The organism is Pseudomonas sp. ICMP 561 (genome assembly GCF_002699985.1).
Classification (GTDB): domain Bacteria; phylum Pseudomonadota; class Gammaproteobacteria; order Pseudomonadales; family Pseudomonadaceae; genus Aquipseudomonas; species Aquipseudomonas quasicaspiana.
In genome coordinates, this window is sequence record NZ_LKBT01000014.1 from 16,256 (window position 1) to 42,183 (window position 25,928).

The following is a 25,928-nucleotide window of genomic DNA, read 5'->3' on the forward strand; positions in this document are numbered from 1 at the left end:
ATATATAGAAGGCCGTTTTTGTATTGCGGTAAAAAGAATCAGCGGCGTGGCAAAGCAGCAATCACATCCTCTGCCTGCAAGCCCTTGTCGCGATTCATCACCGAAAACTCTACACGTTGACCTTCAACCAGTACCCGGTGACCTTCGCCGCGAATAGCCCGGAAGTGCACGAAGATGTCGTCGCCGGAGTCGCGGGAAATGAAGCCAAAGCCCTTGGACGTGTTGAACCACTTTACGGTGCCCGTATCGCGGTTGGTCATGTCGTGGCTTTGTGCAACAGGTGACGGGGATGACCGGTAAAAGCTGACGGCCAGATGCAAGGCGACTGCGACCAGTGCCGCAGTCAGCGCTGCGACGATTGCCGGTTGACCGGCGATGGTTTCGAGGGGGACAAGCAAGGTCAGGATTTGAATAACTACAGCAAGAACCAGTAATGCACTGACCAGATTCTGCAGATGATGACGTGGGCCTCTGTTCCAGTAGGGGATCACGGGTGCCAATACAAGATTGAGCAGACCGAAGAATGCCAGGTAAAGCGCATCGGGTTGCAGCAGCGAAGACAGGGCCTCGCTACGCAGGCTGGGGATAAAGGAAAGCAGCAGGGCTGCGGCTCCCGTTAGCAGGTGGACTATTTTCAACATATTGATGACTCACATTAAGATGGATCGCAAGGAAATAGCTGAAGGCACCCGGTACGCTTCTGGAAAAGTGGAGGCGTGAGGCACGCGTGATCTTTCAGCCTATGCGCGGCAGCCTGATCAATCAGCTGTCGCGACACGCGGTGTATTTAACAGCAAAGCTCAGAGCTACTCAAATCAACAGCTTGCGTTACATCGCGCAGCGGCAGCCCCGGACGTGACAAAGCGACGGGCGGTGTCGGCTGTCCCGGATCAGGGCATCGTCGTTCCGACTGGCGCAGGGGCATGTATTTGCAATGCAGGGCTGCGTCCTGGCCTGTGTCTTGATACAGTGACCTCTGTACCTGCTGGATTAAAACCATCAATTGAAAGGGGAAATACATGGCAATCGATATCGGTATCAGCGAAGAGAATCGCAAGTCAATCGTCGATGGTCTTTCTCATTTGCTCGCAGATACCTACGTGCTTTATTTGAAAACTCATAACTTTCACTGGAACGTCAGTGGCCCGATGTTTCGCACGCTGCATCTGATGTTTGAAGAGCAGTACAACGAACTGGCCCTGGCGGTTGATTCCATTGCTGAACGTATTCGTGCGCTGGGCTTCCCGGCGCCAGGTACTTATACAACGTATGCGCGTCTTTCTTCGATCAAAGAAGAAGAGGGTGTACCGGGTGCCGAAGATATGATCAGAAGTCTGGTTCAGGGACAAGAGGCTGTAGTGCGTACTGCTCGTAGTCTTTTTCCTCTTCTGGACAAGGTTAGTGACGAGCCGACTGCAGATTTGCTGACGCAGAGAATGCAGGTCCACGAAAAAACGGCGTGGATGCTTCGCTCGATGCTGGAAACCCAGTAAGCATCAAGTGAGTGTCAGGCGGGTGGTGCACTGCACCTCTCGCCTGTCTGATCTCAGAGGGCTGATAGCCTTATCGCGCCCTGCCTCATGCCTCCTGCTTCCCTGAGCCTGTGCCTGTGCCTGTGCCGCTGACACCTGACGGCAAAGTTTGTAGAAGGTCTATAACTATTCATTACCTTTAGGTATGTTTAGTGTTTAGTTGTCGCTAGTTGCTCTTTATTCCTTAGTACTTTGTGGTCATGTCCTACACACTTTAAGTCTTAATGCGGCTGGTTATCAAAACGTAAATCGGGCCTGATAGGCGGGCATTTATTTATATTTAAATGTTTCTTATGGGACCCGATTTTATTGTTTAGAGGAAGCCGCTATGGTTCAAGAGGTCGAATGCGACGTAAAAGACCTGAAACGTCATGCGAAAATTTGCAATGATCCGTTTGTCGAAAATTTCAATATGGCTCTGGCTCAACCACACTCCAAGTCGGTGCGGCTTAATGGTCTGGCCACCTGTTTGCGTCTGGAGCATGTGTACTGGAATATCCTGTCCACGATTGCCAGATCAAATAATTGCTCTGTCAATGCGGTACTTTCTTATATCGACAGAGAGGTGCATTTGCGCTATGGCGGCGTAAAGAATTTCAGCGGCCTTATCAGGGTCGTGTGTGTTGCTCATCTTTTGAAGGGTGACAGCCTGGATCTGAGACAAGCTTAACGCAGTTGACGTATACCCCTATTTTGCGGGCTCGCTTTCCGGGCGGGCCTGCTTTTATCGCGCGTTCCTCCAGCGGCTGTGTTGGCCTGAGCCGCACGCCGCGGCAAGTTATCTCGATCTGTTCGGTTTGCGCGGCTGCACGCTCTTGATTAACGCTATATAATCCCCGGCCTTGCTAAAAACGGGCACGTCTGCGCCTGCAGTGCGCAGCGACGGGCTGACGGCTTGAACGCGTGCCTGGGCTCTTGCACTATTGAGCGCAAGCCAAGAGCGAAAGCTCCACCGAATTTCGAATTACGAGAAGTGAACAGACCATCATGATGCGCAGCCATTATTGCGGCCAATTGAACGAGAGCCTGGAAGGTCAGGAAATTACCCTTTGCGGATGGGTCCACCGCCGTCGTGACCACGGGGGTGTGATTTTCCTCGACATCCGTGATCGTGAAGGTATGGCTCAGGTGGTGTTTGACCCTGACCGCGCAGATACTTTTGCCGCTGCCGACCGTGTTCGCAGCGAATATGTCGTAAAGCTTACCGGCAAGGTGCGTGCTCGCCCGGCCGGTGCCGTCAATACCAACATGGCGTCCGGCGCTATCGAAGTGCTTGGCTACGAGCTGGAAGTGCTGAACGAGTCGGAAACTCCGCCGTTCCCGCTCAACGAATATTCCGACGTTGGCGAAGAAACCCGTCTGCGCTATCGCTTCATCGACCTGCGTCGCCCGGAAATGGCCGAGAAGCTGCGTCTGCGCTCGCGCATCACCACCAGCATCCGTCGCTACCTGGATGACAACGGCTTCCTCGATGTCGAGACGCCGATCCTGACTCGCGCTACTCCGGAAGGCGCTCGCGACTATCTGGTGCCTAGCCGCACACACCCGGGCAGCTTCTTTGCCTTGCCGCAATCCCCGCAGTTGTTCAAACAACTGCTGATGGTTGCCGGCTTTGACCGCTACTACCAGATCGCCAAGTGCTTCCGCGATGAAGACCTGCGTGCCGACCGCCAGCCGGAATTCACTCAGATCGACATCGAAACCAGCTTCCTCAATGAAGAAGACATCATCGGTCTGACCGAGAAGATGATTCGTCAGTTGTTCAAGGAAGTACTGGACCTGGAGTTCGGCGATTTCCCGCACATGACTTTCGAAGAAGCCATGCGCCGTTATGGCTCCGACAAGCCGGACCTGCGTAACCCGCTGGAACTGGTTGATGTTGCTGATCAGCTTAAAGAAGTTGATTTCAAGGTGTTCAGCGGTCCTGCCAACGATCCGAAATGCCGCATCGCTGCGTTGCGTGTCCCGGGCGGGGCAAGCATTCCGCGTAAACAGATCGACGACTACACCAAGTTCGTCAGCATCTACGGTGCCAAGGGCCTGGCGTACATCAAGGTCAACGAGCGTGCTGCCGGTGTTGATGGTCTGCAGTCGCCAATCGTGAAGAACATCCCGGAAGCCAACCTCAACGTGATCCTGGATCGTGTTGGCGCGGTCGATGGCGATATCGTGTTCTTCGGCGCAGACAAAGCCAAGATCGTCAGCGAAGCCCTTGGCGCGCTGCGTATCAAGGTCGGTAACGACTTCAAGCTGCACACTTGCGAGTGGGCACCGATGTGGGTCGTGGACTTCCCGATGTTCGAAGAGAACGACGACGGCAGCTTCACTGCATTGCACCACCCGTTCACCGCGCCGAAGTGCACCCCGGAAGAACTGGAAGCCAACCCGGCAACCGCTCTGTCCCGTGCCTACGACATGGTGCTCAACGGCACAGAGCTGGGTGGCGGCTCGATCCGTATCCATCGCAAGGAAATGCAACAGGCGGTCTTCCGCTTGCTGGGCATTGCTGAAGACGAGCAGCAGGAGAAGTTCGGCTTCCTGCTCGACGCTCTGAAGTACGGCGCACCGCCGCACGGTGGTCTGGCATTCGGTCTGGATCGTCTGGTCATGCTGATGACCGGCGCGCAGTCCATCCGTGAAGTGATCGCGTTCCCTAAAACCCAGAGCGCTGCTGACGTCATGACCCAGGCACCTGGTGTGGTGGATGCCAAGGCACTGCGTGAGCTGCATATCCGTTTGCGTGAACAGCCAAAGGCTGAGTAACGCTCGCTGAGGCGCGCTCCGTCGCTCGACGTGAGCGCGCCTTGCATGGCTACACCCCCGGTCAAGTAAACCCTTTTGCCTGTTTATAGCTGGGCGAAAGGTGAAGGTGTTCGAAAAAGAATCTGGAGCGAGATATGGCAGGTCATTCTAAGTGGGCGAACATCAAGCACCGCAAAGAGCGTCAGGATGCCAAGAAAGGCAAGATTTTCACTAAGTGGATCCGTGAGCTGACCGTTGCTGCCCGTCAGGGTGGTGGCGATCCCGGTTCTAACCCTCGTCTGCGACTGGCGCTGGACAAGGCGCTTGGTGCAAACATGACCCGTGACACCATTGATCGCGCAGTGGCACGCGGTACGGGTGCGGCAGACGGTGATGACGTCGAAGAGCTGGGCTACGAAGGCTACGGGCCGGGCGGCGTCGCGATCATGGTTGAAACCATGACTGACAACCGTAATCGCACTGCAGCGGCCGTACGGCACGCTTTCACCAAGTGCGGCGGCAACCTGGGTACAGACGGTTCTGTCGCGTACCTGTTTGATCGTAAAGGTCAAATCTCGTTTGCCGCCGGCGTTGATGAAGACGCTTTGATCGAAGCCGCCATGGAGGCTGACGCCGATGATGTCGTCACCAATGACGACGGCAGTATTGACGTCTTTACTTCATTCGCTGGTTTCTACGCTGTGCGCAACGCGCTTGAAGCTGCTGGTTTTGTCGCGACAGACGCTGAAATCGTGATGTTGCCGACGACCAGCGCGGTACTTGATCTGGAAACAGCAGAAAAGGTGCTCAAGCTGATCGATATGCTCGAAGATCTGGATGACGTGCAGAACGTCTACTCCAATGCGGAAATTCCGGACGAAGTCATGGAACAGTTGGGCTGACAGATTTCTGCAGGACAAAGGGGCCGGAGGCCGGTGGCGATGTACTGACATCGCTATCGGCCTTCGGCTTCTGCCTTTATGCTGCGATCTTCGCTGAGTATCACCTCTCAAGCTGCAGGCGTTATGACTCTTATTCTTGGTATAGACCCCGGTTCCCGAATCACTGGTTATGGCGTGGTACGAGATACCGGGCGTGGCTGTGTTTACGTGGCGTCGGGCTGTATTCGCACCGGCAGTGGCGAGCTGCATGAGCGGTTGCAGATTGTGTTCCGCGGTGTGAGGGAAGTCATTCAGACCTACGGCCCTGTGACCATGGGTATTGAAAAGGTCTTCATGGCGCGCAATGCCGACTCGGCTCTCAAGCTGGGCCAGGCACGGGGCGCTGCGATTGTTGCCGGGGCTGAGGAGGGGCTGGAGATTGCCGAATACTCGGCGACTCAGGTCAAGCAGGCGGTTGCGGGAACCGGGGGCGCGAATAAAGAGCAGGTCATGATGATGGTCATGCATTTGCTCAAACTGACCCAGAAGCCGCAAATCGATGCATCCGATGCTCTGGCGATTGCCCTGTGTCACGCGCACACGCGTTCAAGCCTGATTCCTCACGGCCTGAACACTGCACGTAGCCGCGGTGGTCGTCTGCGTCTCTAATGCGTGCAATAGTGGTGCTGCGTCTCTGGTAGCATCATCTGCTTGAATATTTCTGCTTGCAGGTCTTGTCATGCCTGCAATGATTGCGACCATTATTTCGCGCCGGTTACGCGGTCTGACCGGCAACACGAAAGGATTTGATACGTGATTGGACGCTTACGCGGCTTTTTGGCTGAGAAACAGCCGCCGCATCTGGTGCTTGATGTGAACGGTGTCGGTTACGAGATCGAGGTCCCCATGACCACGCTTTACCGCTTGCCGCATGTCGGTGAACCGGTGACGCTGCATACTCACCTTGTCGTTCGTGAAGATGCGCATCTGCTGTACGGCTTCTATGAGAAGCGCGAACGCGAGCTGTTTCGTGAATTGATACGCCTTAATGGCGTTGGCCCGAAACTGGCGCTGGCCTTGATGTCCGGTCTTGAGGTTGATGAGCTGGTGCGTTGCGTCCAGGCTCAGGACACCTCAGCGCTGACTCGCATTCCGGGCGTCGGGAAAAAGACCGCTGAACGTTTGCTCGTCGAACTTAAAGACCGCTTCAAGGCGTGGGAAACCCTGCCTGGGACCTTCACCCTGGTTTCCAATGGTCCGAATGCGCCCGAACCCGTGGCAACCGCTGAAAACGATGCGGTCAGTGCGCTTATTTCTCTGGGCTACAAACCTCAGGAGGCAAGCAAAGCTGTTTCCGCAATCAAGGAAAAAGATTTGAGCAGTGCTGATTTGATTCGACGTGCTTTGAAGGGAATGGCTTAAGTGATTGATGCTGACCGCCTGATAACCGCCACTGGCGGGCGTGATCGTGATGAACAGATTGATCGCGCGATTCGTCCGCTGAGCCTTGCCGACTATATTGGTCAGCCGACAGTGCGCGAGCAGATGGAGTTGTTCATCCAGGCTGCACGCGGACGTAACGAAGCACTCGACCACACGCTGATCTTCGGTCCGCCCGGTCTGGGCAAGACCACACTGGCCAATATCATTGCCCAGGAAATGTCGGTTTCCATCAAGAGCACATCTGGCCCTGTACTGGAGCGGCCGGGGGATCTTGCGGCCATTCTGACCAATCTCGAACCCAACGATGTGTTATTCATCGACGAGATTCACCGGCTGTCACCCATCGTCGAAGAGGTCCTGTACCCCGCGATGGAGGACTTTCAGCTCGACATCATGATTGGTGAAGGACCTGCGGCTCGCTCGATCAAGCTCGATCTGCCGCCGTTCACGCTGGTAGGGGCGACGACTCGAGCGGGCATGCTGACCAATCCGTTGCGTGACCGTTTCGGTATCGTCCAGCGTCTGGAGTTTTACAGCATCGCGGATCTGGCAACTATCGTATCGCGTTCAGCCGGCATTCTCGGTCTGCCGATAGAGCCGGAGGGTGCGTTCGAAATTGCCCGTCGGGCTCGTGGCACGCCGCGGATTGCCAACCGCTTGCTGCGCCGCGTGCGGGATTTCGCCGAAGTGCGCGGCAAGGGTGAGATTACCAAGCCTATCGCCGACCTTGCTCTTAATTTGCTGGACGTCGACGAGCGCGGTTTTGATCATCAGGACCGGCGTTTGCTGCTGACCATGATTGAGAAGTTTGATGGCGGCCCGGTGGGTGTCGACAGTCTGGCTGCTGCCATCAGCGAAGAGCGCCACACTATTGAGGACGTGCTGGAACCCTATTTGATCCAGCAAGGCTATATCATGCGCACACCGCGTGGCCGGGTCGTGACCCGGCATGCGTATCTGCACTTCGGGCTGAATATTCCTTCCCGAATGGGGGAGATGCCGGGCGCCGAACAATTTGTTGCAGATGAAGACATTTAAAAACTCGCAAAACACTGATTTATTCAGGGTTTGCGCGGTCAGACTGGCTACTGCGTCAGGCTGGCATGAAATAACCGGTAAAACGTTGAAAACAGTTGCCGTGGCGGATTGGCAACCTGAGGAGTAAGCACTAGAGTATGCGCGCGCAAAACGGGGTTCAGTCGTTCGCACATCGCTGTCGCGTTTATTACGAGGACACCGATGCTGGCGGCATTGTCTATTACGTCAATTATCTGAAATTCATGGAACGGGCTCGTACCGAACGGCTGCGGGAATTGGGTTTTGCCCAATCCTCAATGGCGAAGGAAGGCTTGTTGTTCGTTGTGCATTCCAGCGAGGCCAGGTATCACAAGCCGGCGCGATTGGACGACGAATTGCTGGTCAGCGCTGAAGTAATCGAATTGAACCGTGTCAGTCTGCGCTTCAAACAGGAAGTCAGACGGGCTGCGGATGCAACGCTGCTCTGTGAGGGGCAGTTTTTGGTGGCGTGTGTAAACGCCGATAGTTTGAAACCCCGGGCCATTCCCGAAGCTCTGCGTACGGCCTTTGCCGGCCAGGGCGGCGCGGGCACACATACAGAGCAGGAGAGCAAGCGTGGAAGCTAACGTCGTCGACCATTCCTCCATGTGGAGTTTGGTCAGTAATGCCAGCATTGTCGTTCAGTTAGTTATGCTGATCCTGGTGGCTGCTTCAGTCACTTCATGGATCATGATTTTTCAGCGCAGCAACATGCTGCGTGCTGGACGCCGGGCATTGGACAGCTTCGAGGAGCGTTTCTGGTCCGGTATCGATCTGTCCAAGCTGTACCGTCAGGCGGGCAGCAATCCAGACCCGGATTCTGGTGTGGAGCAGATCTTCCGTGCCGGCTTCAAAGAGTTCTCGCGTCTGCGTCAGCAGGCAGGTGTCGATCCTGAGGCCGTGATGGAAGGCGTGGCTCGTGCCATGCGTGTTGCCATCTCGCGTGAGGAGGAGAAACTCGAAGCGGGTCTGCCTTATCTGGCCACCGTTGGCTCCGTCAGCCCGTACATCGGCTTGTTCGGTACCGTCTGGGGGATCATGAACTCCTTCCGCGGCCTGGCCACGGCGCAACAGGCAACACTCGCCACCGTTGCCCCTGGTATTGCCGAAGCACTGATCGCAACAGCCATTGGCCTGTTCGCGGCGATCCCTGCAGTAATCGCTTACAACCGTTTCGCCGCTCGCAGCGAAACCCTGATTAGCCGTTACTACACCTTCGCCGAAGAATTCCAGGCCATCCTGCACCGTAAAGTGCACACCAGCGAAGAGTGAGCAGGTAATTCCCAATGGCTTTAATCGCTCGAGATCGCCGCAGAAAACGCAAGCCGGTCGCCGAAATGAACGTAGTACCTTACATCGACGTGATGTTGGTGCTGCTGGTCATCTTCATGGTCACCGCTCCCATGATCAATCAGGGCGTGAAAGTCGATTTGCCCAAAGTCTCCAGCGAGGCTTTGCCGCAAGACAACAACAATCAGGTCCTGACCATTTCGATCAAGGCTGACAAGACCTATTACTGGAACCTTGGCAGCGAAGTCGACACCGACAAGCAGATGGACAAGGCGATGACCTTGCCGCAACTGACGTCGGCCGTTACCAAAATCGTTGCCGCCGGGCGTGATGCCGGCAAGCAGACGCAGGTTTTCATTCGTGGCGACAAAACCGTTGATTACGGTTCGGTCATGGGCACCATGGGTGGGCTGCAGAAGGCAGGGGTCGGGAATGTCGGCTTGATTACTGAGGCCCCCTGATGCAGCCAATTCGAGAGCCGTCCGCCTCGGAGAATTATTTCTGGCCTAGTGTCTGGGCCGTGGCGTTGCACGTCCTGATTTTTGGCTTGCTGTTTGTCAGCTTTGCCATGACTCCGGAATTGCCGGAAGCCAAGCCTATCGTGCAGGCGACCCTGTACCAGCTCAAGTCCAAGAGTCAGGCGACGACCCAGACCAACCAGAAAATTGCCGGCGAGGCGAAAAAGACCGCTGCACGACAGACTGAAGTCGAGCAACTGGAACAGAAGAAAGTCGAGCAGGAAAAGCAGGAAGCTGTAAAAGCTGCGGAACAAAAGAAAGAAGAGGCTGCTCAAAAAGCGGAAGAACAGAAGGCTGAAGAAGCAGCGCAGAAAGCGGCGGAAGCGAAAAAAGCCGACGAAGCGAAGAAAGCTGATGAAGCCAAAAAGGCTGATGCCAAAAAAGCTGAAGAAAAGCAGCTGGCCGACATAGCCAAGAAAAAAGCTGAAGACGACGCCAAGAAAAAGGCCGAGGAAGACGCCAAGAAAGCTGCAGCCGAGGAAGCCAAGAAACAGGCCGCCGACGATGCGAAGAAAAAAGCGGCAGAGGACGCCAAGAAAAAGGCTGCCGAAGACGCTAAAAAGAAAGCAGCTGACGACGCGAAGAAAAAAGCCACTGCCGATGCTGCCAAGAAGGCGCAGGAAGCAGCTCGCAAATCTGCTGAAGATAAAAAGGCTCAGGCCTTGGCTGACTTGCTTTCCGATAAACCGGAACGGCAACAGGCATTGGCGGACGAGCAGGGTGACGAGGTCGCGGGTAGTTTCGACGATCTGATTCGTGTTCGAGCGTCCGAGGGCTGGAGTCGACCACCGTCAGCACGTAACAACATGTCCGTAACACTGCAGATTGGTATGTTGCCGGATGGCACCATTGCATCGGTATCGGTTGCCAAGTCCAGTGGAGACGGGCCGTTTGACAGTTCAGCAGTCGCAGCAGTCAAGAATATTGGCCGTTTGACAGAAATGCAGGGTATGAAGGCCGCGGACTTCGCTCCCTATCGTTCATTCAAGATGACATTTACACCTGGAGATCTAGCCTTGTGATCAAGCTTTTTCGAGGACTGCTAGTAGTCGTTCTCTGTTGTGCGGCCGGTATGGTTGGCGCAGAAGAGAAGAACATTCTGGTCACCAGCGGCAGTGACCGCGCCACGCCTATCGCAGTTGTGCCTTTTGGCTGGCAGGGCGGCAACGTACTGCCAGAGGATATGTCGGAAATCATCGGCAATGACCTGCGCAATTCGGGTTACTACGCGCCAATCCCGCGTCAGAACATGATCAGCCAGCCAAGCCAGGCCAGCGAAGTCATCTTCCGTGACTGGAAAGCATTGGGTGCGCAGTACGTGATGGTCGGCAATATCGTGCCAGCAGGCGGTCGTCTGCAGGTGCAATATGCGCTGTTCAACGTCGCAACCGAGCAGCAGGTACTGACCGGTAACGTGTCCGGTACTACTGATCAGTTGCGCGACATGTCGCACTACATTGCGGACCAGTCGTTCGAGAAGCTGACCGGCATCAAGGGTGCTTTCTCTACCCGCATGCTGTACGTGACTGCCGAACGCTTCTCTGAAAACAATACGCGCTTCACTTTGCAGCGCTCGGATTACGACGGTGCACGTGCAGTGACCCTGCTGCAATCCCGTGAGCCGATCCTGTCGCCGCGCTTTGCGCCGGATGGCAAGCGCATCGCTTACGTATCGTTCGAACAGAAGCGCCCGCGCATCTTCGTTCAGCACATCGATACCGGTCGCCGCGAGCAGATCACCAACTTCGAAGGCCTTAATGGTGCGCCTGCATGGTCGCCTGATGGCACGAAACTGGCATTCGTATTGTCGAAGGACGGTAACCCGGAAATTTACGTGATGAACCTGGCCTCGCGTCAGCTGAATCGCGTGACCAACGATTCGTCCATCGATACAGAACCGTTCTTCGGCAAAGACGGCTCGACGCTGTACTTCACGTCGGACCGTGGCGGCAAGCCGCAGATCTACAAGACAAATATTAATGGTGGTGGTGCTGAACGAGTGACTTTCGTCGGCAACTACAACGCCAACCCGAAATTGTCAGCTGATGAAAAGACGCTGGTAATGATTCACCGGCAGGACGGCTTCACTAATTTCAAGGTTGCAGTGCAGGATTTGGCCCGCGGAAGCGTAAAAATCCTCACAGATAGCAACCTTGATGAGTCGCCTACTGTTGCGCCCAACGGCACCATGGTAATCTACGCCACCCGCCAGCAGGGCCGGGGAGTCTTGATGCTCGTGTCCATTAATGGACGCGTAAGGCTCCCGCTTCCTACCGCTCAAGGCGAAGTCAGAGAACCTTCCTGGTCCCCTTACCTGAACTGACGCGGCGCTACACAAAAAAGATTTGCTTAACACACTGGGGTTCATTAGGAGTTTCACGATGGAAATGCTGAAGTTTGGTAAATTTGCTGCGCTGGCTCTGGCCATGGCTGTAGCTGTAGGTTGCTCTTCCAAAGGCGGCGACAACGCTGGCGAAGGCGCTGCTGTTGATCCTAACGCTGGTTACGGCGCAAACACTGGTGCCGTTGATGGCAGCCTGAGCGAAGAAGCTGCTCTGCGCGCAATCACCACTTTCTACTTCGAATACGACAGTTCGGACCTGAAGCCAGAAGCCATGCGCGCTCTGGACGTTCACGCCAAGGACCTGAAAGGCAATGGCGCTCGCGTCGTTCTGGAAGGCAACACCGACGAACGTGGTACTCGCGAGTACAACATGGCACTGGGCGAGCGTCGTGCGAAAGCCGTTCAACGCTACCTGGTTCTGCAAGGTGTTTCCCCAGCTCAGCTGGAACTGGTTTCCTACGGCGAAGAGCGTCCAGTTGCTACCGGCAACGACGAGCAGTCCTGGGCTCAAAACCGTCGCGTCGAACTGCGTAAGTAATTTGACATGCGAACGTGCCGACGTGCTGTAACAGTATTGGCCCTCACCCTTCCACTTGTTGCGTGGGGTGCGGTTCCTGTGGTCGATAACAATTCTGGCTCTGGCAGCAGCAGTTATCCGCCAGCTGGTTATGGCACGTCTGGCGCCTATGCCGGGGGAGGGGTTACGGCCCAGCCCTCGGCACAAGGTCAGCTGTTCATGCAGCTGCAACAGATGCAGGACGAAATCGCGCGTTTGCGCGGTATGGTCGAGGTCCAGCAAAACGATATCCAGCGCATGAAACAAGAAGCGCTCGAGCGGTATCAGGATCTGGATTCACGCATAGGAGCAGGCGGCGCAGCCGCACCGGCTTCCAATAATTCACAACCGGCTGGCGGTGATATCAACGCCAGCGGGACACCTGCCGCACCGGCCGCGCAAGCGCCGTCAGCAGGCACTGAACCACCTGATCCGGCGAAGGAGAAGCTTTATTACGAAGCGGCCTTCGATTTGATCAAAGCCAAGGATTTCGACAAGGCCAGCCAGGCTTTCGGCGCTTTCCTTCGCAAATATCCAAACAGTTCGTACGCGGGCAATGCTCAGTACTGGCTGGGCGAAGTGAACCTGGCCAAAGGTGACCTTCAAGGCGCAGGTCAGGCGTTTGCCAAAGTGAGCCAGCTTTACCCGAAGCATGCCAAAGTGCCTGATTCGTTGTACAAGCTTGCTGATGTCGAGCGCCGGCTGGGTCACACCGACAAGGTCAAAGGCATTTTGCAGCAGGTTGTTGCTCAGTATCCGGGTACATCTGCCGCTCAGCTGGCACAGCGGGATCTTCAGCGCCTTTAAGGTTCTGACCCGTAATTCAAGAAAGCCGCGCTTGTCGCGGCTTTTTTCGTTAGAATTCGGCACCCGAATTTTCGGTACTTTTAAATACGCTTCTCTGGATTCTGCCATTGCAGGGTGCTTTGAAGTGCCTGACGGAGGCGGACGGCCTGTTTAGCTGTTACGCCCGTGGCCCATATGCAAGAAACGTTACGTATCACCGAAGTCTTTTACTCGTTGCAGGGTGAGACTCGCACCGCCGGCTTGCCCACTGTTTTTGTCCGTCTTACGGGCTGTCCGCTTCGTTGCCAATATTGCGACAGCGCCTATGCATTCACTGGCGGCACCATTCAGACACTGGACGACATCCTCGGTCAGGTGGCTGATTATCGCCCTCGTTACGTCTGCGTGACTGGCGGTGAGCCGTTGGCTCAGCCCAATGCCATCCCGTTGCTCAAGCGCCTCTGTGATGCTGGCTATGAGGTGTCTCTGGAAACCAGTGGTGCGCTGGATATTTCGGCTGTTGACCCGCGTGTCAGTCGAGTTGTGGACCTGAAAACACCAGGCTCCATGGAAGTCACTCGCAACCGTTACGAGAACATCGAGCTGTTGACGCCCAACGATCAGGTCAAGTTCGTGCTTTGCTCTCGTGAGGACTACGACTGGGCGGTCTCCAAGCTCATTCAGTACGGTCTGGAGCGTCGCGCGGGCGAAGTGTTGTTCTCGCCCAGCCATCACCAACTGAATGCCCGCGACCTCGCAGACTGGATCGTCGCCGACAACCTGCCTGTACGCCTGCAAATGCAGCTGCATAAATTTCTCTGGAACGATGAGCCAGGGCGCTGAGATGAGTGAATCAACCATGACTGAAAAAAGAGCGGTAATCCTCCTTTCTGGCGGCCTCGACTCGGCCACTGTCGTCGCGATGGCGCGTGAGCAGGGCTATGCCTGTTACACCATGAGTTTCGATTATGGTCAGCGCCATCGCGCCGAGCTCGATGCGGCGGCACGCGTCGCTCGTGATCTGGGCGTGATCGAGCACAAGGTCATTGGCCTGAATCTCAATGGCATTGGTGGCTCGGCGCTGACTGACGATTCCATCGCGGTTCCTGAAACCCCGGGCGAAGGCATTCCGGTGACTTATGTACCGGCACGCAACACTGTGTTTTTGTCTCTGGCGCTGGGCTGGGCAGAAGTGCTCGGTGCACGTGACATCTTTATCGGCGTCAACGCGGTGGATTACTCGGGTTACCCGGATTGCCGTCCTGAATTTATCGAGTCGTTCGAGCGTATGGCCAATCTAGCCACCAAGGCGGGTGTAGAAGGGCAGGGCTTTACAATCCAGGCGCCGCTGCAGAATCTGAGCAAGGCCGATATCGTCAAGGCAGGCGTGCGTCTGGGGGTTGATTACGGTCTTACCGTTTCCTGCTATCAGGCTGACGATCAAGGCCGTGCATGCCGCAAATGCGACAGCTGTCGCTTACGCGCAGAAGGCTTCGCAGCCGCCGGAATCAGTGACCCGACACGATATTTTTAAAATAATTGAAATTAGGTGTTGAATTACTCATATAAATCAGTAATATACGTGCCACGCAACAGAGGGTCGTTAGCTCAGTTGGTAGAGCAGTTGGCTTTTAACCAATTGGTCGTAGGTTCGAATCCCACACGACCCACCATTTTTTAGCAGTTTGAAAACCTGGAAGGCCCACGCAAGTGAGGATTTTCAGGTTTTTTTTTGCCTGTACGATTGGCCTGGCTGAAGGTCTAGCTTTTTCAAGGTGTTCAGTCGCTCATACAAGCAGCTGTCTACCGCGAAGCATGGCTTTGCTTCGGCGCAGCATCACCGAGCACAGCCACTGTACGTAAAGAGCCTAAGGCAAGTCAGAGAGCACCTGCGCCACGGCAACAGTCAGATACCACTTCCAGAAAGCACGCCGCAATTCCGGGTCGCCATCGTCGGACAGGCTGCTCGCGAACCCCAACCCTCCCGCAAACGCCGATGCGACTAAATAATCAGGCTCAAACGCTTCAGGATCCAGGTCTTGATCGCGTTGGTCGTCGCCAGCGTCGAATTGGACGTCAGCGACTGCCGTTACGATTGTGTTGGCAGCAGCGTGCCCGACGAACATTGCAGGGTACTCATCGGCTTCATACTCTTCATTCTCGACCACCGACACATAAAAATCGTCACGTACGGCAATTGCATCAGCGTGATCAAAAGCGCCACTGGCAGCCTGAAGTGCCGCTGTCAGAACGTGTTCGATGCGTTGAGCATCGCCAAACTTCTCGGTCCAGAATCCCATGCCGTGTTGCACGCAGGCGGTATTGAGCTTTGTCAGTATCAGCTTTTGGTCGTTGGGGTTCCTGTTTTCAGTGATCATCGCCCAGAGCCGAGTTCGCAGAGAGCGTGCTAGCTCACCCTTGGGCGAATTTTCAACTTCAGTCATGAGCTTTGTGATGAACGCTTCGTGTTCTTTTTTCATTTGAGCCTGATGGTCGGATGGGCAGTATTTTCGTATTGAACGATGCGCAAAGTTCTCGGACGCATGACCTAACGAAATACGTCGATCTCAGCATGGTTGATGTTGAAGTTTTTCAGAGTAGTCATCGCCGTCTCAGAAACGACTAATCCATTGCTTTCGGCCACGCCAAAGTCGTCGACTCCAGCGACCCCATTTACTTGTAACCAGTAAAAATCAGGTAAGGTTTTGTCTGGGTAAAGCTCCAGAAAGTTTTCTGATTTTGAAATGATGACGGACTCAAATGACACGCCTGAAAATTCGTCCGCCGATAAAGCCTCCGCCAAGGTGCAGGTACAGATAAAACACGGGAACGTCTCCAGTAACTCGTCACCCAGCCAGCCTTCAAATTGATACTCGAGTTGACTGACCTTTGGCGGCCAGATCCCGGTATCCATAACCGTCCGGTCTCCCAGGCTACCGGCAACTTCGGGCTCTACGTGGTAATAATTCATAAGTGTTTCTGCTCAATAGTTGGCTTTTTTCAGCACATACTCATCTTGATGCCTCTCTCGGGCAAGCATACCCAAATCTGTTCCAGCTCATGGCTCGATTGTCAGCTGAGCAATTCAGTAAGCTGTCCTGTGCCCTGGTCACTGCTGCGGATGGGTTTGCATGGCTACGTCGCTTGAGCCAATCGGGCAGGTGAGCGCGCAGCATCAGTAGGTCGGTCCATTACGGCGTACACAGGATGCACAATCTGCATTTTGTCTTTACAGTTGTTGAGGCGTGCTGCCTGGCTGAGATGCGGCATTGGGGGCATAGGCCAGTCCGGTATCCGGTTCAGGAAGTCTACAAATACTGATATGAAATTATAATGATGAACATTGATGTGGAACTTGAAAGGATAGGAAGAAGCCGGTTTTTTTCCAACATGGGCGTTTTGCTCTCTGGAGAGGAGCGTATTATCTGTATCGAGAGCGTGCGCAAGGTATTTGTTGAACCCTCGGAGCTCGAATTTCAAGGGTGCTACGAGGAAGTTGAGTGGCTCCCCACCTCTCCCTCTCAAGATGATCCGTTTTATAAGCTACCCAAGCCGCCCAAAGAGTTGACTGGACTTAGAATGGAAATCAATAAGTCTGTGATGGCGGCCACAAGAAAAGTGGAGAAAGAGTTGTTCTTGTGTGGGTCACATGATTTTAGTGCCGCTGCTAGAAATGGAATTTGTTTTGCTTTTCGCCAGTATGTGTCTGAGCGTTATTACGGTCATGGCGATCATTGGAAGCAAATCGTAGAGATTTATTATAAAGGACATTGGCCCGTTGGGTTTGCGAAAAATAAATGGGTTGTCATCTAGAGGCTGAGGCTTATTCGTAGGTCGTTTCAAAATAACTCCAGGAAAAAATACAGGCCAAGGGCAAACATGAAGAGTTTTCTGATATTTAAAAAAGCATTATGGTGCGTCATGATTCTCTATGCCTTTTATCCACAGCTCTCTTCAGCGCTACCTACAGATGGGAATAAAGCCATCAACGACCCGTGGACCACTCATTACTTTGGTAGATTTCAACTGGATATCCCGGCAGGGTCTGAAATTGCCGCCGATTACAAGCTCTACAACGAGAAGGTCGAGCTCATTAGCAGGAATGGAAAGTCCGACCTGAACTCGATTGTCGACCAAAAAATTGAAGAGCTAAAAAAGGGAGTTGCACACGGTACATCAAGCAGGTATGAAAAAACGATACCCTTAAGTAATGGCAGCGTATTAATACTTTCGAGACTGGATAAGCTTTATACCTTTCATGCTTATCTTCTTACGTCCCAGAACGCCCTGTACAGCATGCTGGTGAAATCGATTTCTGCCAAAGGAATAGACGGCGCCATCAATAAAACCCGCCTGATAAGTGAATCCCTGTTTTCCAGACGTCGCCAAGACGCTCCACCCCAAGGGGCTTTTTCTTTAGAAGAAGGGTATACCACCCTGGGGGCAGCTCAATCTCTGGAAGGTGTTTACATGGGCGCACAAATCTCCACGCACCCGGGGACGTTTGTCAGTCTGCTTACTCAACGAATAGTTGAGCATGATGACTCATTAATAACGCGCTTCGAGGAAGAAAATGGCGGCGTTGTTTCAGGTGTGGCCGGGTTATTGAATAAGACAAAAACACTCAGGAAAAGAACGCGCACGGTGGGTGACATTGAAGCAGAGGAGGTTGCTGTTGCAACGTCAATCGATGGAAAGCGTTTTTACACGTTTCAACTCGAATACGAGGGCCAGCTGAAATCGAATACTCGTCCGTTTATAGATTTGAGATTGGGTACACATGAGGTCGGGAGTGACTTCAAAACCGATGAGGAGGCGCTAGCATTTTGGGACAAACTGGTAGGTAGCTTGAAAGCACTACCTTGATTTCGCATCGCGTAGTGCCTGCGCCATACACAGCGTTCATTACTTCAGCTTGACTGCCCGAGGAACCAAGGGGAAAGATATCCCTTTTTTCGGCTCATCCTTGGGTCGAAATGCTATAGGGAAATTCCGTGATTGATTTAAGAAGTCCTGACAAGGCTCTCGAAGAATACGCTGAGCGCTATGATTCTCTGCTCCCCCTGCCTTCTCCACAGTTGCTTCAGCGTATGGATTACCTGTTGACGTCTGACGCCCCAAGGTTGCCCGTGGTGAAGCCCGAATGGATTGCCTCGCGCAAGAGCACCTTGACCGAAGCTGAGGCGCTGGATCGTGCAAAAGGCTGCCTGCTTGGACTGGCAATAGGCGACGCCGTGGGCACAACACTCGAGTTTTTGCCTCGTGATCGTAGCCAAGTGCATGACATGGTGGGGGGCGGTCCCTTCAGGCTTAATCCGGGAGAGTGGACCGATGACACCAGCATGGCTCTCTGCCTGGCAGACAATTATCTTGCGAAAGGCAGTTTCGACCTTATTGATTACGCGGACCGACTAGGCCGCTGGTATCTAAGCGGCGAAAACAGTCATAACGGCAAGTGTTTTGATATCGGCAATGTCACTCGAACTGCGATCGAAGAAAGGCTGAAAAATGGCGGTTTATGGCATGGAAATGATGCGCCATCCACCGCGGGTAACGGCTCGATAATTCGCCTGGCCCCCACTGCGATATTTCATCGACATACGCTCTCGGCTACGTGGCGTGACAGTGCCGCCCAAAGTTACTGTACGCATAGGGCGCTGGAGGCCGTCGCGTGTTGTCATCTGCTCGGCGCACAGTTGCACCTGGCCCTCAATGGTGCAGACAAAGAAGAAACCCTGTCTCCCATGATTCGGCCCTTACGGCCAAGAGCCTTGATCATCAATGCGGGCGAATACAAAGAAAAAACCAGGGACCAGATACGTTCCTCAGGCTACGTCATCGACACACTGGAAGCAGCACTGTGGGCAGTGTGGAACACCGACAACTTCAAAGACGCCATTCTGTTAGCTGCCAATCTGGCTGATGATGCCGACAGCGTAGCCGCCACTGCCGGACAAATTGCTGGCGCTCTATATGGCGTGTCGGGTATGCCGGAGGAGTGGGTCAGGAACGTCGTATGGTCAGAGCATATTCAGGGGCTGGCTCAGCAATTGTTCGATCGTGCTCCGCTGCATGATCCTTTGGAAGAGTCCATATGCGATTGAATACCTCGTTGCATGACCGACATCGGTGAAGATAGCTGTTACCAAAAAACTCGTGGTTCGATGATGAAAAACCTCTTTATCAGGATGATGACTGCCTCTATGGGTAAGCGTAAAAGAAAGACTCTCCCCAAGGATTTCGATCAGTTGCTGAGGGATGCTCCGCTTGCCGAGTTGATCGCAGTGTTCGATGTGTGCGAGCTCGAAGCCACTGGGGGTTACAGTAAATGTACGGCGCTTGGTTTTTATAATTGCCCCGATGATCTGGTCCGGTGGCTGGTGGAGCAGGGAGCAAACGTTGATGCCCGTGACCTGTATCAGCGAACGGCTTTGCACCATCGTAGTTCGAGCTGGATAGGAGGTGTCGATCTGCTGCTGGACCTGGGGGCTGATATCGAGGCTCAGGACTCTAAAGGCGATACACCGCTGCAGGTGGCGGTAGAGAGTCACAAGGCCGACTCAATCGCTGCTCTGATCCGTCGAGGCGCCAATACGGAGGTGAGAACCCGGCGACAGGGATACAGCCTGTTGCACCTCGCACTGCTCACGGCGTCCAATGGCGACATTCGGGCCACTGCCAAAATCGCTGAGATCCTGTTGGAAGCCGGTGCGCAAGTCGAGGACGCTATGCAATCCGAAGTTGAGCGTATCGGTCGTGAATTCGAATTTCACCGGGCTGACTTCAACCCTGATTACCTGGCGGCAACTGATGCAGCTCTTGCCACTCTTTATCGCCTTTTCAATGTCACTCCAGTTGCCGCGCGTAACATCCATGACGGTCAGGCTGCGATAGTCGTGACAGCAGATGACTGGCCTGCCCAGCATCAGCAATTGTGGGAAATGCTGGTGCCATCCTCTGGAGCAGCAAAGACGGTGCAAGGTGAAGTCATCCGCATTAGTGGTCGTATCTCGATTGAGATCAACGACAATGGCTCAGCCAACTGGGACGCCGATTTCAAAAAAATGCTGAACGCGCTTGTAGAGTATTTAGGCAGTGCCGTGCCGTTAAGTGAACCGGAGCTGGCCGAAGCCCGCACGCTCGCTGCCGCACTAAAAAGCGGTAACGATCCTGCCGGGCACACCGATCGCCTCTGTGAACTGGCCGTATGCTGGGTCATTGCCAACCCGCTGCCAGAGCTGTTGAGCACGACTTCCTATGGCCGATGAACCCAGGCGCTACCCTGATGGAGTTCGGATAAGACAGAACCCACAGGGCATCCTTCTGGTCGGAGCGACCATGAAGGGGGCGCAATCATCAGACCTTTTGAAACCTTAGGGCGCGCGATTTGGTACATTGAGCGTACTGTTCCTCCAGAACCCTCGCGTGACGTGTGGTTTTTGTGGGGATTCAAAAGATTTTGATGTTGGATGTCGTGAAATGAATGTTAGTCCGGATGTTCGTGACTGGGATGAATGTCGAGATATTCGTCAAGGCACGGTTTTTATTGTTGCGTCAGGTCCGTCTGCCAAGGATTTTCACCTTGAGGACTTCGCACACATACCGATGATCACCATGAACGGTGCTATCTCCAAATTCATCGATGCCGGAGTCAGACCGTTTTTTTACGCATGCACTGACAAGGATTTCGTCTGCCAGCAACCCGTATTATTTTCTCAGGCAATGGCGCTTAGTGAGCGGGTTGCGCTTTGGGAGGAAACCCTTGAGGGGCATTCCATAGTGCCAGAGGGGAAAGCGTTTCTCTTGCGTAAAGCGCCCAAGCTCTCATGGGCTGAGTTGGTGGGGGCGGAAGATGAACTGGTGCGAAGCGGAAGCTTGCTGAGCCACCGCCGCAAGCGTCGGATCGGGTTCAGTAAAAACCTCAAGCGAGGTTTTTTCGATGCGCGCACTGTCGCATACCTGGCTCTGCAAATTGCCTACCATTGCGGTTTCAAGACTGCGGTGATGGTAGGGGTTGACCTGAATCAGTCAGCCCGGCGTTTTTATGAAACGGCAGGCTGCAAGCGCTCTCCTTGTGGGTTGGATCAGCATTTTCATACGAGGATTTTGCCGTCATTCTCGGTGGTTTCCGAGAAGGTCGTCGGCGAACGCTTTCAAGTGTTCAACCTCTCTGACGCATCAAGAATCCCTGCTGATGTCATACCGAAAGTAGATCTGAACGAGCTTGACCGGCTTATCGACGTTTAGCTATGGAAGCATTCTCGCAGAGCGCTTCGATAGAAATCGAAAGCGTCAATTGCACCCTGAATAGCCTGAGCTTTCTGCGTCTCGTCCAGTTTCAGCCCGTCAAGTAATGTCACGAACTCGCGCCAGTGCAGGGCGCGACCATCGGGGTGGGCAGCAAGGTGGCGTGCGCCATGTTCGGCGCCGAAGCCCATCTGCTGGGTTTCCTTGAAGAGGAAGGCCGCTCCCAGATTTGAACCCTCAGCGCAATACAGCCAGCCCAGCGCCGCATGGATCGAGTGTGGTTTGACTACGGCGGGCGCTATGGGAGTTGGCAGGCCTATATCGTTCATGTCGGCACGAACGGCATCAAAACGCGGCAGCTCACGCAGGCCGGGCAGTAACTGGTTCAGCTCGGCATCGTGATACAGCTCATGAATTGCGCCATGAAAGCGGTGCTGAAGGCGCAGGAAATAACCGTAGCGCTGATTGTCCGCGAACGGTCGGGACTGCAAGACCAGCGTGTCGACGCTGTCGTGGTCGCGGGCGCTCCCCGCTTTAAGGCGTTTACTGAGCGGAAGGTCTGGCGTTACTGGTGAATCTACGAGCATTGATGAAAGTCCTTTGGGAGCCGCGACACGTTACCAGATGCCGGGGTTTGCTGCCGCTCAGGCGCGCATGTCAGTGAATAATGAACTTGGTGAAGTCGCATGCGTTGCGCGTGATACCCAGAATGTCGGCCATGAACCGGTCATCTTCAGTACTGCGGTGCATGGCTTTGTAAGAAATCTGCGGCAACGCTGGCGTGACATCCAGGCGCTGTAACTGTTTGCGATCCAGCACGTGCCCCAGGCAGTGTAGCGGCAGGCATGCAGTTGCCAGCCCGGACACCGCCAGGCCGATCTGCGCCAGCAGGTTATTGCAGGTAATGGACTTGACGATGTCGATGCCTTTCATCTTGAACCACTGCCCATAAGCCAGGCCCATGCCGGACAGTGCGCCCTGAATGATCAGCGTGCGCGACGCCAGTTCTTCCAGCGTCATGCTCGTCTGTTCACCCGCCAGCGCCGGTGTGCACATCCAGGCGTTTTCCACCGAGTCGAGAATTTCGGCGGAGAAGCGATTGTCCTGAAAGATGTCCGGAACAATGATCAGATCGATGGAGTTGCTCGCCAGGCGCTCGTAAAGCACCGGGCTCAGGTCCACTTCCGGAATTATCTCCACCAGCGGATAAGCGCTGCGAATGCCGCTGACCAGATCCGGTAACCATGTCAGTGCTGTCAGCTCCGTAACCCCCAGACGTAGTTTGCGTTGCAGGTTCTCCGGGCTCTCCAGGCGCTGCAGCATGGCGTCCCGCTGATTCAACAGACTTGAAGCCAGAGCCACCAGTTCTTCACCCATGGGTGTCAGTTGCGCACTGCGGCGTGAACGGTCGAACAGCGGTTGCCCATAGCGCGTTTCCAGATCCTGAATGCGCTTGGAAATGGCTGACTGCGTGGTGTTCAGGTGATCGGCTGCGGAGTCGAAGCTGCCAAGCCGGGCGACCCAGAAAATCGCTTCAATCTGCTTGATGGTAATCATCTTCAAGTCCTGATTCGTTCATTGAAAGATGCCTTTAAGCGATGAATAAAGCCAACTAAAAATCGCTTTTTGTTCGTTTTGGCAATCAGTAGTCTTCAGTGCAACCGAGCCTAAACCCACAGGTCACTCACAATGTCGTACCCGCTTTCGAACAAACTGAACCGTTTCGCATCGTCCGCCAGTGTTGCCGCGAAAGCGCGGGTAATGGAGCTGGAAGCTGCTGGCAAGAAGATTCTCGACTTCTGCGTCGGCGAGCCGGATTTCGTGACTCCGACCTCGATTATTGAAGCTGCGCGCACTGCGGCTCTGGCAGGGCAGACTCGCTACACCGCGACCACCGGCACCAAGCAGTTGAAGACCGCCGTGCAGTGCAAGTTCAAGCGAGACAACGGTCTGGATTATTCACTGGCAGAAATCGTTGTGGGTTCGGGTGCCAAGCAACTGATCTACACCGCGTTCACTTGCACTGTGGATGATGGTGATGAAGTGATCATTCCTGCGCCTTACTGGGTCAGCTACCCGGACATCGTCAAGCTCAATGGTGGTGTCCCGGTCATCCTCGAGTGCCCGGACTTCCAAGGCTTCAAGCTCAAACCTGAACAGCTTGAAGCCGCGATCACGCCGAAGACCAAATGGCTGGTGCTCAACTCGCCGAACAATCCTAGCGGTGCGATTTACAGCGAAGCCGAAATGCAGGCCATCGCCGATGTGCTGGTGCGTCATCCTCACGTGTGGTTGATGACCGACGAAATTTACGAGTATTTCAATTACGCCGGTGCCACGTTGCCCGCACCGGCTGTGCAGGCCCCAGAACTCAAGGAACGCACCCTGGTGATCAACGGTGTTTCCAAGGCCTACGCCATGACTGGCTGGCGCATTGGTTATGCAGGTGGCCCGCTGCTGCTGATCAAAGCGATGGACAAGCTGATGTCGCAAAGCATCGGTGGTGCATCGGCGGTGAGTCAGGCTGCCGCAGTGGCAGCACTGGAAGAGGGTGGTAGTTTCGTGGAGGAGGCGGCGCGTGTGTTTGGTGAGCGTCGCAATCTGATCATCGAATTGTTGAATGACGTGCCGGGCCTCAAGTGCCTGGACATTGAAGGGGCGTTTTATGCGTACCCTAACTGCGGCGGCCTGATTGGCAAGCGCACGCCGGACGGTGTGGTGCTGCAGTCGGATCTGGACGTACGCAACTATTTGCTCGAAAGCGCCAACGTGGCGGTTCTGGATGGCGCGGCTTATGGGCTTTCACCTTATTTGCGTCTGTCGTTCGCAACGTCCACCGAGATCATTACCGAAGGGTGCCGGCGGGTGAAGGAGGCATGCCAGGCATTGAGTTGAGGAAAGTCTTGAGCAAAAACTGTTTTCTAAAAAACTAAAAAAAGATCCGCTTTTATTTCTGCCCTCATTCTTGAAGAGATACCGATCATGATGAAAAAGGTTTTGCTTACTTTGATGGGGTTGATGGCAGCAACCACGGTAATGGCTGACGGCCTGCAGGACGTCAAGGACCGCGGAACACTGCGCTGCGCGACATTGACTGACAGCGTGCCCCTGGGCTACCAGGACCCGACCACCCGGGAAATCGTCGGGCTGGATGTTGACCTGTGCAAGGCGCTCGCCAAGCATTTGGGTGTCAAGGCTGAGCTGCAAGGTGTTGCCGTCAGTGCGCGGATTCCAACGCTGATTTCCGGTCGCGCCGACGTGGTGGCCGCTGCTCTGGGTTACACCAAGGAGCGTGCCGAGCAGATCGATTTTTCTTCGGCTTACTATCAGGTGCCGATCAAGGTGCTGGTCAAAGGCGACAGCGGTATCAAGACCTTCGCCGACCTGGCCGACAAGCGCGTCAGTGCAATCAAAAGTTCCACGCCTGAACTGTATGCACGCCAGCAGATCACCGACGCTAAAGTCGTAGGTTTTGAAGACGCACCTTCAGCTTTTCTTGCTCTGCAACAAGGCAAGGTGCAAGGCATGGCCATGACCGAGCCCGCGTCGATTCGCTTTCATACCCGCAGCCAGAACATGCGCTTTCTTGATCAGGCGCTGCACTTTGAGCCCAACTGCGTAGGTGTCAAAAAAGGCGAAACTGCACTGACCAACGCTATCAATCAGGCATTGGTGGACATGGAAGCCAGCGGCGAGCTGCAAGCACTGTGGGATCACTGGTACGGCGATCAGACTGAATACAAGCTGGTACGTGAGAAGAAACTCACCGCGCTATCTGATTTCCAGTGATTGAAAGCGGGCCGCTTCACGCGGCCCGATCGAGGTGCATGTGTCAATTTTCAATGGCTTCGGTTCCCTGCTTCAGGGGGACTACCTGCAGGCGTTTCTGGGCGGTGCGGGGGTAACGCTGCAGTTGTTCTTCATTTCGGCGGTGCTTGCATTCGTGCTGGCTTGCCTGTTGATGGGCATCCGGCTGATCCCCGGGCGGGTCGGCGATTTCGTGGTGGCAGTCTTCGTTGAATACCACCGCAACGTGCCTAGCCTTGTGCAGTTGTTCGTGTGGTACTTCGGCATCCCGCAACTGTTGCCGATGGCCGCTCAGGACTGGATCAACGGCCACGGCGGCGAAGTGATCTTCGCCATCATCGCTCTGACCCTGAACAGCGCCGCTTATGTTTCCGAAGACCTGCGCAGCGGCTTCCGTTCGTTGCCCAACGGCCAGACCGAAGCGGCCCGTGCACTGGGGATCAATTACGTGCAGACCCTGCGCAAGGTTCTGATTCCCCAAGCCATGCGCGCGTCGGCTCCGTCGTTGGTCAACCAGGCGCTTTCGCTGTTCAAGACCACCGCACTGGCCATGGCCATCGGTACTGCAGAAATGATGTACATCACGCGGCAAATCGAAGGCGAAACCTACATGACCTTCCAGACCTTTGCCGTGGCAAGTCTGTTCTACCTGATCGGCTCCTGGACGATCATGATTCTGGGTGCCGTCTGGCAGCGACGCATCGATCTGCGGATGGCGAGGTAACC

The 25,928-nt window shown here is 54.7% G+C and carries 29 protein-coding genes and 1 tRNA gene; 25 read left to right on the plus strand and 5 right to left on the minus strand.

All coding sequences use genetic code 11. From position 1 onward, the window contains the following. Nucleotides 1-38: 38 nt before the first annotated feature. Entirely contained in the window at nucleotides 39-641 is a 603-nt protein-coding gene (locus AO242_RS29975) for a cold-shock protein (RefSeq protein WP_027898220.1), read from the minus strand. A 378-nt stretch (nucleotides 642-1,019) separates the two neighbouring features. Here AO242_RS29975 and AO242_RS13180 point away from each other — a divergent pair, with 378 nt between their 5' ends. From AO242_RS13180 to AO242_RS13260, 17 genes are all read left to right on the plus strand, one after another. Then, nucleotides 1,020-1,493 carry a Dps family protein gene (locus tag AO242_RS13180; RefSeq protein WP_099269070.1) on the plus strand — a complete coding sequence of 158 codons (474 nt, stop codon included), beginning with the start codon at nucleotides 1,020-1,022 and terminating at the stop codon, nucleotides 1,491-1,493. Between the two features lie 367 nt (nucleotides 1,494-1,860). Next, nucleotides 1,861-2,202, plus strand: a complete 342-nt coding sequence (locus AO242_RS13185) for a ribbon-helix-helix domain-containing protein (protein WP_176560617.1) — start codon at nucleotides 1,861-1,863, stop codon at nucleotides 2,200-2,202. Nucleotides 2,203-2,519: 317 nt separating this feature from the next. After that, a complete protein-coding gene (gene aspS / locus AO242_RS13190) occupies nucleotides 2,520-4,295 on the plus strand; it encodes an aspartate--tRNA ligase (protein ID WP_099269071.1) in 1,776 nt (591 codons plus the stop codon). A gap of 134 nt (nucleotides 4,296-4,429) precedes the next feature. Further along, a complete protein-coding gene (locus tag AO242_RS13195) occupies nucleotides 4,430-5,176 on the plus strand; it encodes a YebC/PmpR family DNA-binding transcriptional regulator (protein WP_027898224.1) in 747 nt (248 codons plus the stop codon). Nucleotides 5,177-5,299: 123 nt separating this feature from the next. Then, complete coding sequence (gene ruvC / locus AO242_RS13200) at nucleotides 5,300-5,824, plus strand: crossover junction endodeoxyribonuclease RuvC (RefSeq protein WP_027898225.1); 525 nt, start codon at nucleotides 5,300-5,302, stop codon at nucleotides 5,822-5,824. A gap of 144 nt (nucleotides 5,825-5,968) precedes the next feature. Next, nucleotides 5,969-6,577, plus strand: a complete 609-nt coding sequence (gene ruvA, locus AO242_RS13205) for a Holliday junction branch migration protein RuvA (protein WP_027898226.1) — start codon at nucleotides 5,969-5,971, stop codon at nucleotides 6,575-6,577. After that, nucleotides 6,578-7,636, plus strand: coding sequence for a Holliday junction branch migration DNA helicase RuvB (gene ruvB, locus AO242_RS13210; RefSeq protein WP_095093547.1), 1,059 nt, complete (start codon nucleotides 6,578-6,580; stop codon nucleotides 7,634-7,636). 137 nt (nucleotides 7,637-7,773) lie between these two features. After that, the gene (gene ybgC, locus AO242_RS13215) at nucleotides 7,774-8,241 is read left to right on the plus strand and encodes a tol-pal system-associated acyl-CoA thioesterase (RefSeq protein ID WP_027898228.1); all 468 of its coding nucleotides are present in this window, start codon (nucleotides 7,774-7,776) and stop codon (nucleotides 8,239-8,241) included. Next, the gene (gene tolQ, locus AO242_RS13220; protein WP_027898229.1) at nucleotides 8,231-8,926 is read left to right on the plus strand and encodes a protein TolQ; all 696 of its coding nucleotides are present in this window, start codon (nucleotides 8,231-8,233) and stop codon (nucleotides 8,924-8,926) included. The genes ybgC and tolQ overlap by 11 nt, the downstream gene beginning before the upstream one ends. A gap of 14 nt (nucleotides 8,927-8,940) precedes the next feature. Next, on the plus strand, nucleotides 8,941-9,405 hold the full coding sequence (gene tolR / locus AO242_RS13225; protein WP_027898230.1) for a protein TolR: 465 nt from the start codon (nucleotides 8,941-8,943) through the stop codon (nucleotides 9,403-9,405). Then, on the plus strand, nucleotides 9,405-10,484 hold the full coding sequence (tolA, locus tag AO242_RS13230; protein ID WP_087274352.1) for a cell envelope integrity protein TolA: 1,080 nt from the start codon (nucleotides 9,405-9,407) through the stop codon (nucleotides 10,482-10,484). Before tolR ends, tolA begins: the two co-directional genes overlap by 1 nt. A gap of 50 nt (nucleotides 10,485-10,534) precedes the next feature. Then, complete coding sequence (gene tolB, locus AO242_RS13235) at nucleotides 10,535-11,785, plus strand: Tol-Pal system beta propeller repeat protein TolB (RefSeq protein ID WP_231675613.1); 1,251 nt, start codon at nucleotides 10,535-10,537, stop codon at nucleotides 11,783-11,785. 58 nt (nucleotides 11,786-11,843) lie between these two features. Continuing rightward, nucleotides 11,844-12,344 (plus strand): peptidoglycan-associated lipoprotein Pal, encoded by a 501-nt coding sequence (pal, locus tag AO242_RS13240; RefSeq protein ID WP_027899119.1) that lies wholly within the window; start codon nucleotides 11,844-11,846, stop codon nucleotides 12,342-12,344. Between the two features lie 6 nt (nucleotides 12,345-12,350). Then, nucleotides 12,351-13,169 (plus strand): tol-pal system protein YbgF, encoded by an 819-nt coding sequence (ybgF, locus tag AO242_RS13245; protein WP_099269073.1) that lies wholly within the window; start codon nucleotides 12,351-12,353, stop codon nucleotides 13,167-13,169. A 174-nt stretch (nucleotides 13,170-13,343) separates the two neighbouring features. Further along, nucleotides 13,344-13,991, plus strand: a complete 648-nt coding sequence (gene queE / locus AO242_RS13250) for a 7-carboxy-7-deazaguanine synthase QueE (protein WP_027899121.1) — start codon at nucleotides 13,344-13,346, stop codon at nucleotides 13,989-13,991. 16 nt (nucleotides 13,992-14,007) lie between these two features. Then, the gene (queC, locus tag AO242_RS13255) at nucleotides 14,008-14,682 is read left to right on the plus strand and encodes a 7-cyano-7-deazaguanine synthase QueC (RefSeq protein ID WP_049826808.1); all 675 of its coding nucleotides are present in this window, start codon (nucleotides 14,008-14,010) and stop codon (nucleotides 14,680-14,682) included. Nucleotides 14,683-14,745: 63 nt separating this feature from the next. Continuing rightward, a tRNA-Lys gene (locus tag AO242_RS13260) sits at nucleotides 14,746-14,821 on the plus strand. Nucleotides 14,822-15,016: 195 nt separating this feature from the next. Here the strand turns inward: AO242_RS13260 and AO242_RS13265 are convergent. Further along, nucleotides 15,017-15,628 carry an Imm5 family immunity protein gene (locus tag AO242_RS13265; protein ID WP_099269074.1) on the minus strand — a complete coding sequence of 204 codons (612 nt, stop codon included), beginning with the start codon at nucleotides 15,626-15,628 and terminating at the stop codon, nucleotides 15,017-15,019. 68 nt (nucleotides 15,629-15,696) lie between these two features. Continuing rightward, entirely contained in the window at nucleotides 15,697-16,119 is a 423-nt protein-coding gene (locus AO242_RS13270; RefSeq protein WP_099269075.1) for a hypothetical protein, read from the minus strand. Nucleotides 16,120-16,481: 362 nt separating this feature from the next. On the opposite strand from AO242_RS13270, the gene AO242_RS13275 reads away from it, so the two are divergent. The 5 genes from AO242_RS13275 to AO242_RS13295 all read left to right on the plus strand — a co-directional run bounded on the left by AO242_RS13275 (nucleotide 16,482) and on the right by AO242_RS13295 (nucleotide 21,395). After that, nucleotides 16,482-16,961 (plus strand): hypothetical protein, encoded by a 480-nt coding sequence (locus AO242_RS13275; RefSeq protein ID WP_257153433.1) that lies wholly within the window; start codon nucleotides 16,482-16,484, stop codon nucleotides 16,959-16,961. A 66-nt stretch (nucleotides 16,962-17,027) separates the two neighbouring features. Then, nucleotides 17,028-18,014 carry a T6SS immunity protein Tli4 family protein gene (locus AO242_RS13280; RefSeq protein ID WP_176560618.1) on the plus strand — a complete coding sequence of 329 codons (987 nt, stop codon included), beginning with the start codon at nucleotides 17,028-17,030 and terminating at the stop codon, nucleotides 18,012-18,014. Nucleotides 18,015-18,142: 128 nt separating this feature from the next. Next, nucleotides 18,143-19,252 carry an ADP-ribosylarginine hydrolase Tri1 gene (gene tri1 / locus AO242_RS13285; RefSeq protein ID WP_176560619.1) on the plus strand — a complete coding sequence of 370 codons (1,110 nt, stop codon included), beginning with the start codon at nucleotides 18,143-18,145 and terminating at the stop codon, nucleotides 19,250-19,252. Between the two features lie 12 nt (nucleotides 19,253-19,264). Continuing rightward, nucleotides 19,265-20,416: an ankyrin repeat domain-containing protein gene (locus AO242_RS13290; protein ID WP_257153434.1), complete on the plus strand. Its 1,152-nt coding sequence runs from the start codon at nucleotides 19,265-19,267 to the stop codon at nucleotides 20,414-20,416. A 211-nt stretch (nucleotides 20,417-20,627) separates the two neighbouring features. After that, nucleotides 20,628-21,395, plus strand: a complete 768-nt coding sequence (locus AO242_RS13295; protein WP_099269076.1) for a lipopolysaccharide biosynthesis protein — start codon at nucleotides 20,628-20,630, stop codon at nucleotides 21,393-21,395. On the opposite strand, the gene AO242_RS13300 is transcribed toward AO242_RS13295, so the two are convergent. Together AO242_RS13300 and AO242_RS13305 are read right to left on the minus strand one after the other, a co-directional pair. Further along, entirely contained in the window at nucleotides 21,392-21,982 is a 591-nt protein-coding gene (locus AO242_RS13300) for a biliverdin-producing heme oxygenase (RefSeq protein WP_099269077.1), read from the minus strand. The two genes, AO242_RS13295 and AO242_RS13300, sit on opposite strands and share 4 nt — an antisense overlap. 70 nt (nucleotides 21,983-22,052) lie before the next feature. Beyond that, complete coding sequence (locus AO242_RS13305) at nucleotides 22,053-22,952, minus strand: LysR family transcriptional regulator (protein ID WP_099269078.1); 900 nt, start codon at nucleotides 22,950-22,952, stop codon at nucleotides 22,053-22,055. Between the two features lie 132 nt (nucleotides 22,953-23,084). Between AO242_RS13305 and AO242_RS13310 the strand changes: the two genes are divergently transcribed. The 3 genes from AO242_RS13310 to AO242_RS13320 all read left to right on the plus strand — a co-directional run bounded on the left by AO242_RS13310 (nucleotide 23,085) and on the right by AO242_RS13320 (nucleotide 25,926). Then, nucleotides 23,085-24,290 carry an aminotransferase class I/II-fold pyridoxal phosphate-dependent enzyme gene (locus tag AO242_RS13310; RefSeq protein ID WP_099269079.1) on the plus strand — a complete coding sequence of 402 codons (1,206 nt, stop codon included), beginning with the start codon at nucleotides 23,085-23,087 and terminating at the stop codon, nucleotides 24,288-24,290. Nucleotides 24,291-24,377: 87 nt separating this feature from the next. Beyond that, nucleotides 24,378-25,184, plus strand: a complete 807-nt coding sequence (locus AO242_RS13315; RefSeq protein WP_206361721.1) for an ABC transporter substrate-binding protein — start codon at nucleotides 24,378-24,380, stop codon at nucleotides 25,182-25,184. 40 nt (nucleotides 25,185-25,224) lie between these two features. Then, nucleotides 25,225-25,926, plus strand: a complete 702-nt coding sequence (locus tag AO242_RS13320) for an amino acid ABC transporter permease (protein WP_206361720.1) — start codon at nucleotides 25,225-25,227, stop codon at nucleotides 25,924-25,926. Nucleotides 25,927-25,928: the final 2 nt, after the last annotated feature.

Excerpts from the sequence above, each read along its gene's own strand:
- AO242_RS29975 (WP_027898220.1), bottom strand. The coding sequence starts at position 641 with ATGTTGAAAATAGTCCACCTGCTAACGGGAGCCGCAGCCCTGCTGCTT.
- AO242_RS13180 (WP_099269070.1), top strand. The coding sequence starts at position 1,020 with ATGGCAATCGATATCGGTATCAGCGAAGAGAATCGCAAGTCAATCGTC.
- AO242_RS13185 (WP_176560617.1), top strand. The coding sequence starts at position 1,861 with ATGGTTCAAGAGGTCGAATGCGACGTAAAAGACCTGAAACGTCATGCG.
- aspS (WP_099269071.1), top strand. The coding sequence starts at position 2,520 with ATGATGCGCAGCCATTATTGCGGCCAATTGAACGAGAGCCTGGAAGGT.
- AO242_RS13195 (WP_027898224.1), top strand. The coding sequence starts at position 4,430 with ATGGCAGGTCATTCTAAGTGGGCGAACATCAAGCACCGCAAAGAGCGT.
- ruvC (WP_027898225.1), top strand. The coding sequence starts at position 5,300 with ATGACTCTTATTCTTGGTATAGACCCCGGTTCCCGAATCACTGGTTAT.
- ybgC (WP_027898228.1), top strand. The coding sequence starts at position 7,774 with ATGCGCGCGCAAAACGGGGTTCAGTCGTTCGCACATCGCTGTCGCGTT.
- tolR (WP_027898230.1), top strand. The coding sequence starts at position 8,941 with ATGGCTTTAATCGCTCGAGATCGCCGCAGAAAACGCAAGCCGGTCGCC.
- tolA (WP_087274352.1), top strand. The coding sequence starts at position 9,405 with ATGCAGCCAATTCGAGAGCCGTCCGCCTCGGAGAATTATTTCTGGCCT.
- tolB (WP_231675613.1), top strand. The coding sequence starts at position 10,535 with ATGGTTGGCGCAGAAGAGAAGAACATTCTGGTCACCAGCGGCAGTGAC.
- pal (WP_027899119.1), top strand. The coding sequence starts at position 11,844 with ATGGAAATGCTGAAGTTTGGTAAATTTGCTGCGCTGGCTCTGGCCATG.
- ybgF (WP_099269073.1), top strand. The coding sequence starts at position 12,351 with ATGCGAACGTGCCGACGTGCTGTAACAGTATTGGCCCTCACCCTTCCA.
- queE (WP_027899121.1), top strand. The coding sequence starts at position 13,344 with ATGCAAGAAACGTTACGTATCACCGAAGTCTTTTACTCGTTGCAGGGT.
- queC (WP_049826808.1), top strand. The coding sequence starts at position 14,008 with ATGACTGAAAAAAGAGCGGTAATCCTCCTTTCTGGCGGCCTCGACTCG.
- AO242_RS13265 (WP_099269074.1), bottom strand. The coding sequence starts at position 15,628 with ATGAAAAAAGAACACGAAGCGTTCATCACAAAGCTCATGACTGAAGTT.
- AO242_RS13270 (WP_099269075.1), bottom strand. The coding sequence starts at position 16,119 with ATGAATTATTACCACGTAGAGCCCGAAGTTGCCGGTAGCCTGGGAGAC.
- AO242_RS13275 (WP_257153433.1), top strand. The coding sequence starts at position 16,482 with ATGATGAACATTGATGTGGAACTTGAAAGGATAGGAAGAAGCCGGTTT.
- AO242_RS13280 (WP_176560618.1), top strand. The coding sequence starts at position 17,028 with ATGAAGAGTTTTCTGATATTTAAAAAAGCATTATGGTGCGTCATGATT.
- AO242_RS13290 (WP_257153434.1), top strand. The coding sequence starts at position 19,265 with ATGACCGACATCGGTGAAGATAGCTGTTACCAAAAAACTCGTGGTTCG.
- AO242_RS13295 (WP_099269076.1), top strand. The coding sequence starts at position 20,628 with ATGAATGTTAGTCCGGATGTTCGTGACTGGGATGAATGTCGAGATATT.
- AO242_RS13300 (WP_099269077.1), bottom strand. The coding sequence starts at position 21,982 with ATGCTCGTAGATTCACCAGTAACGCCAGACCTTCCGCTCAGTAAACGC.
- AO242_RS13305 (WP_099269078.1), bottom strand. The coding sequence starts at position 22,952 with ATGATTACCATCAAGCAGATTGAAGCGATTTTCTGGGTCGCCCGGCTT.
- AO242_RS13310 (WP_099269079.1), top strand. The coding sequence starts at position 23,085 with ATGTCGTACCCGCTTTCGAACAAACTGAACCGTTTCGCATCGTCCGCC.
- AO242_RS13315 (WP_206361721.1), top strand. The coding sequence starts at position 24,378 with ATGATGAAAAAGGTTTTGCTTACTTTGATGGGGTTGATGGCAGCAACC.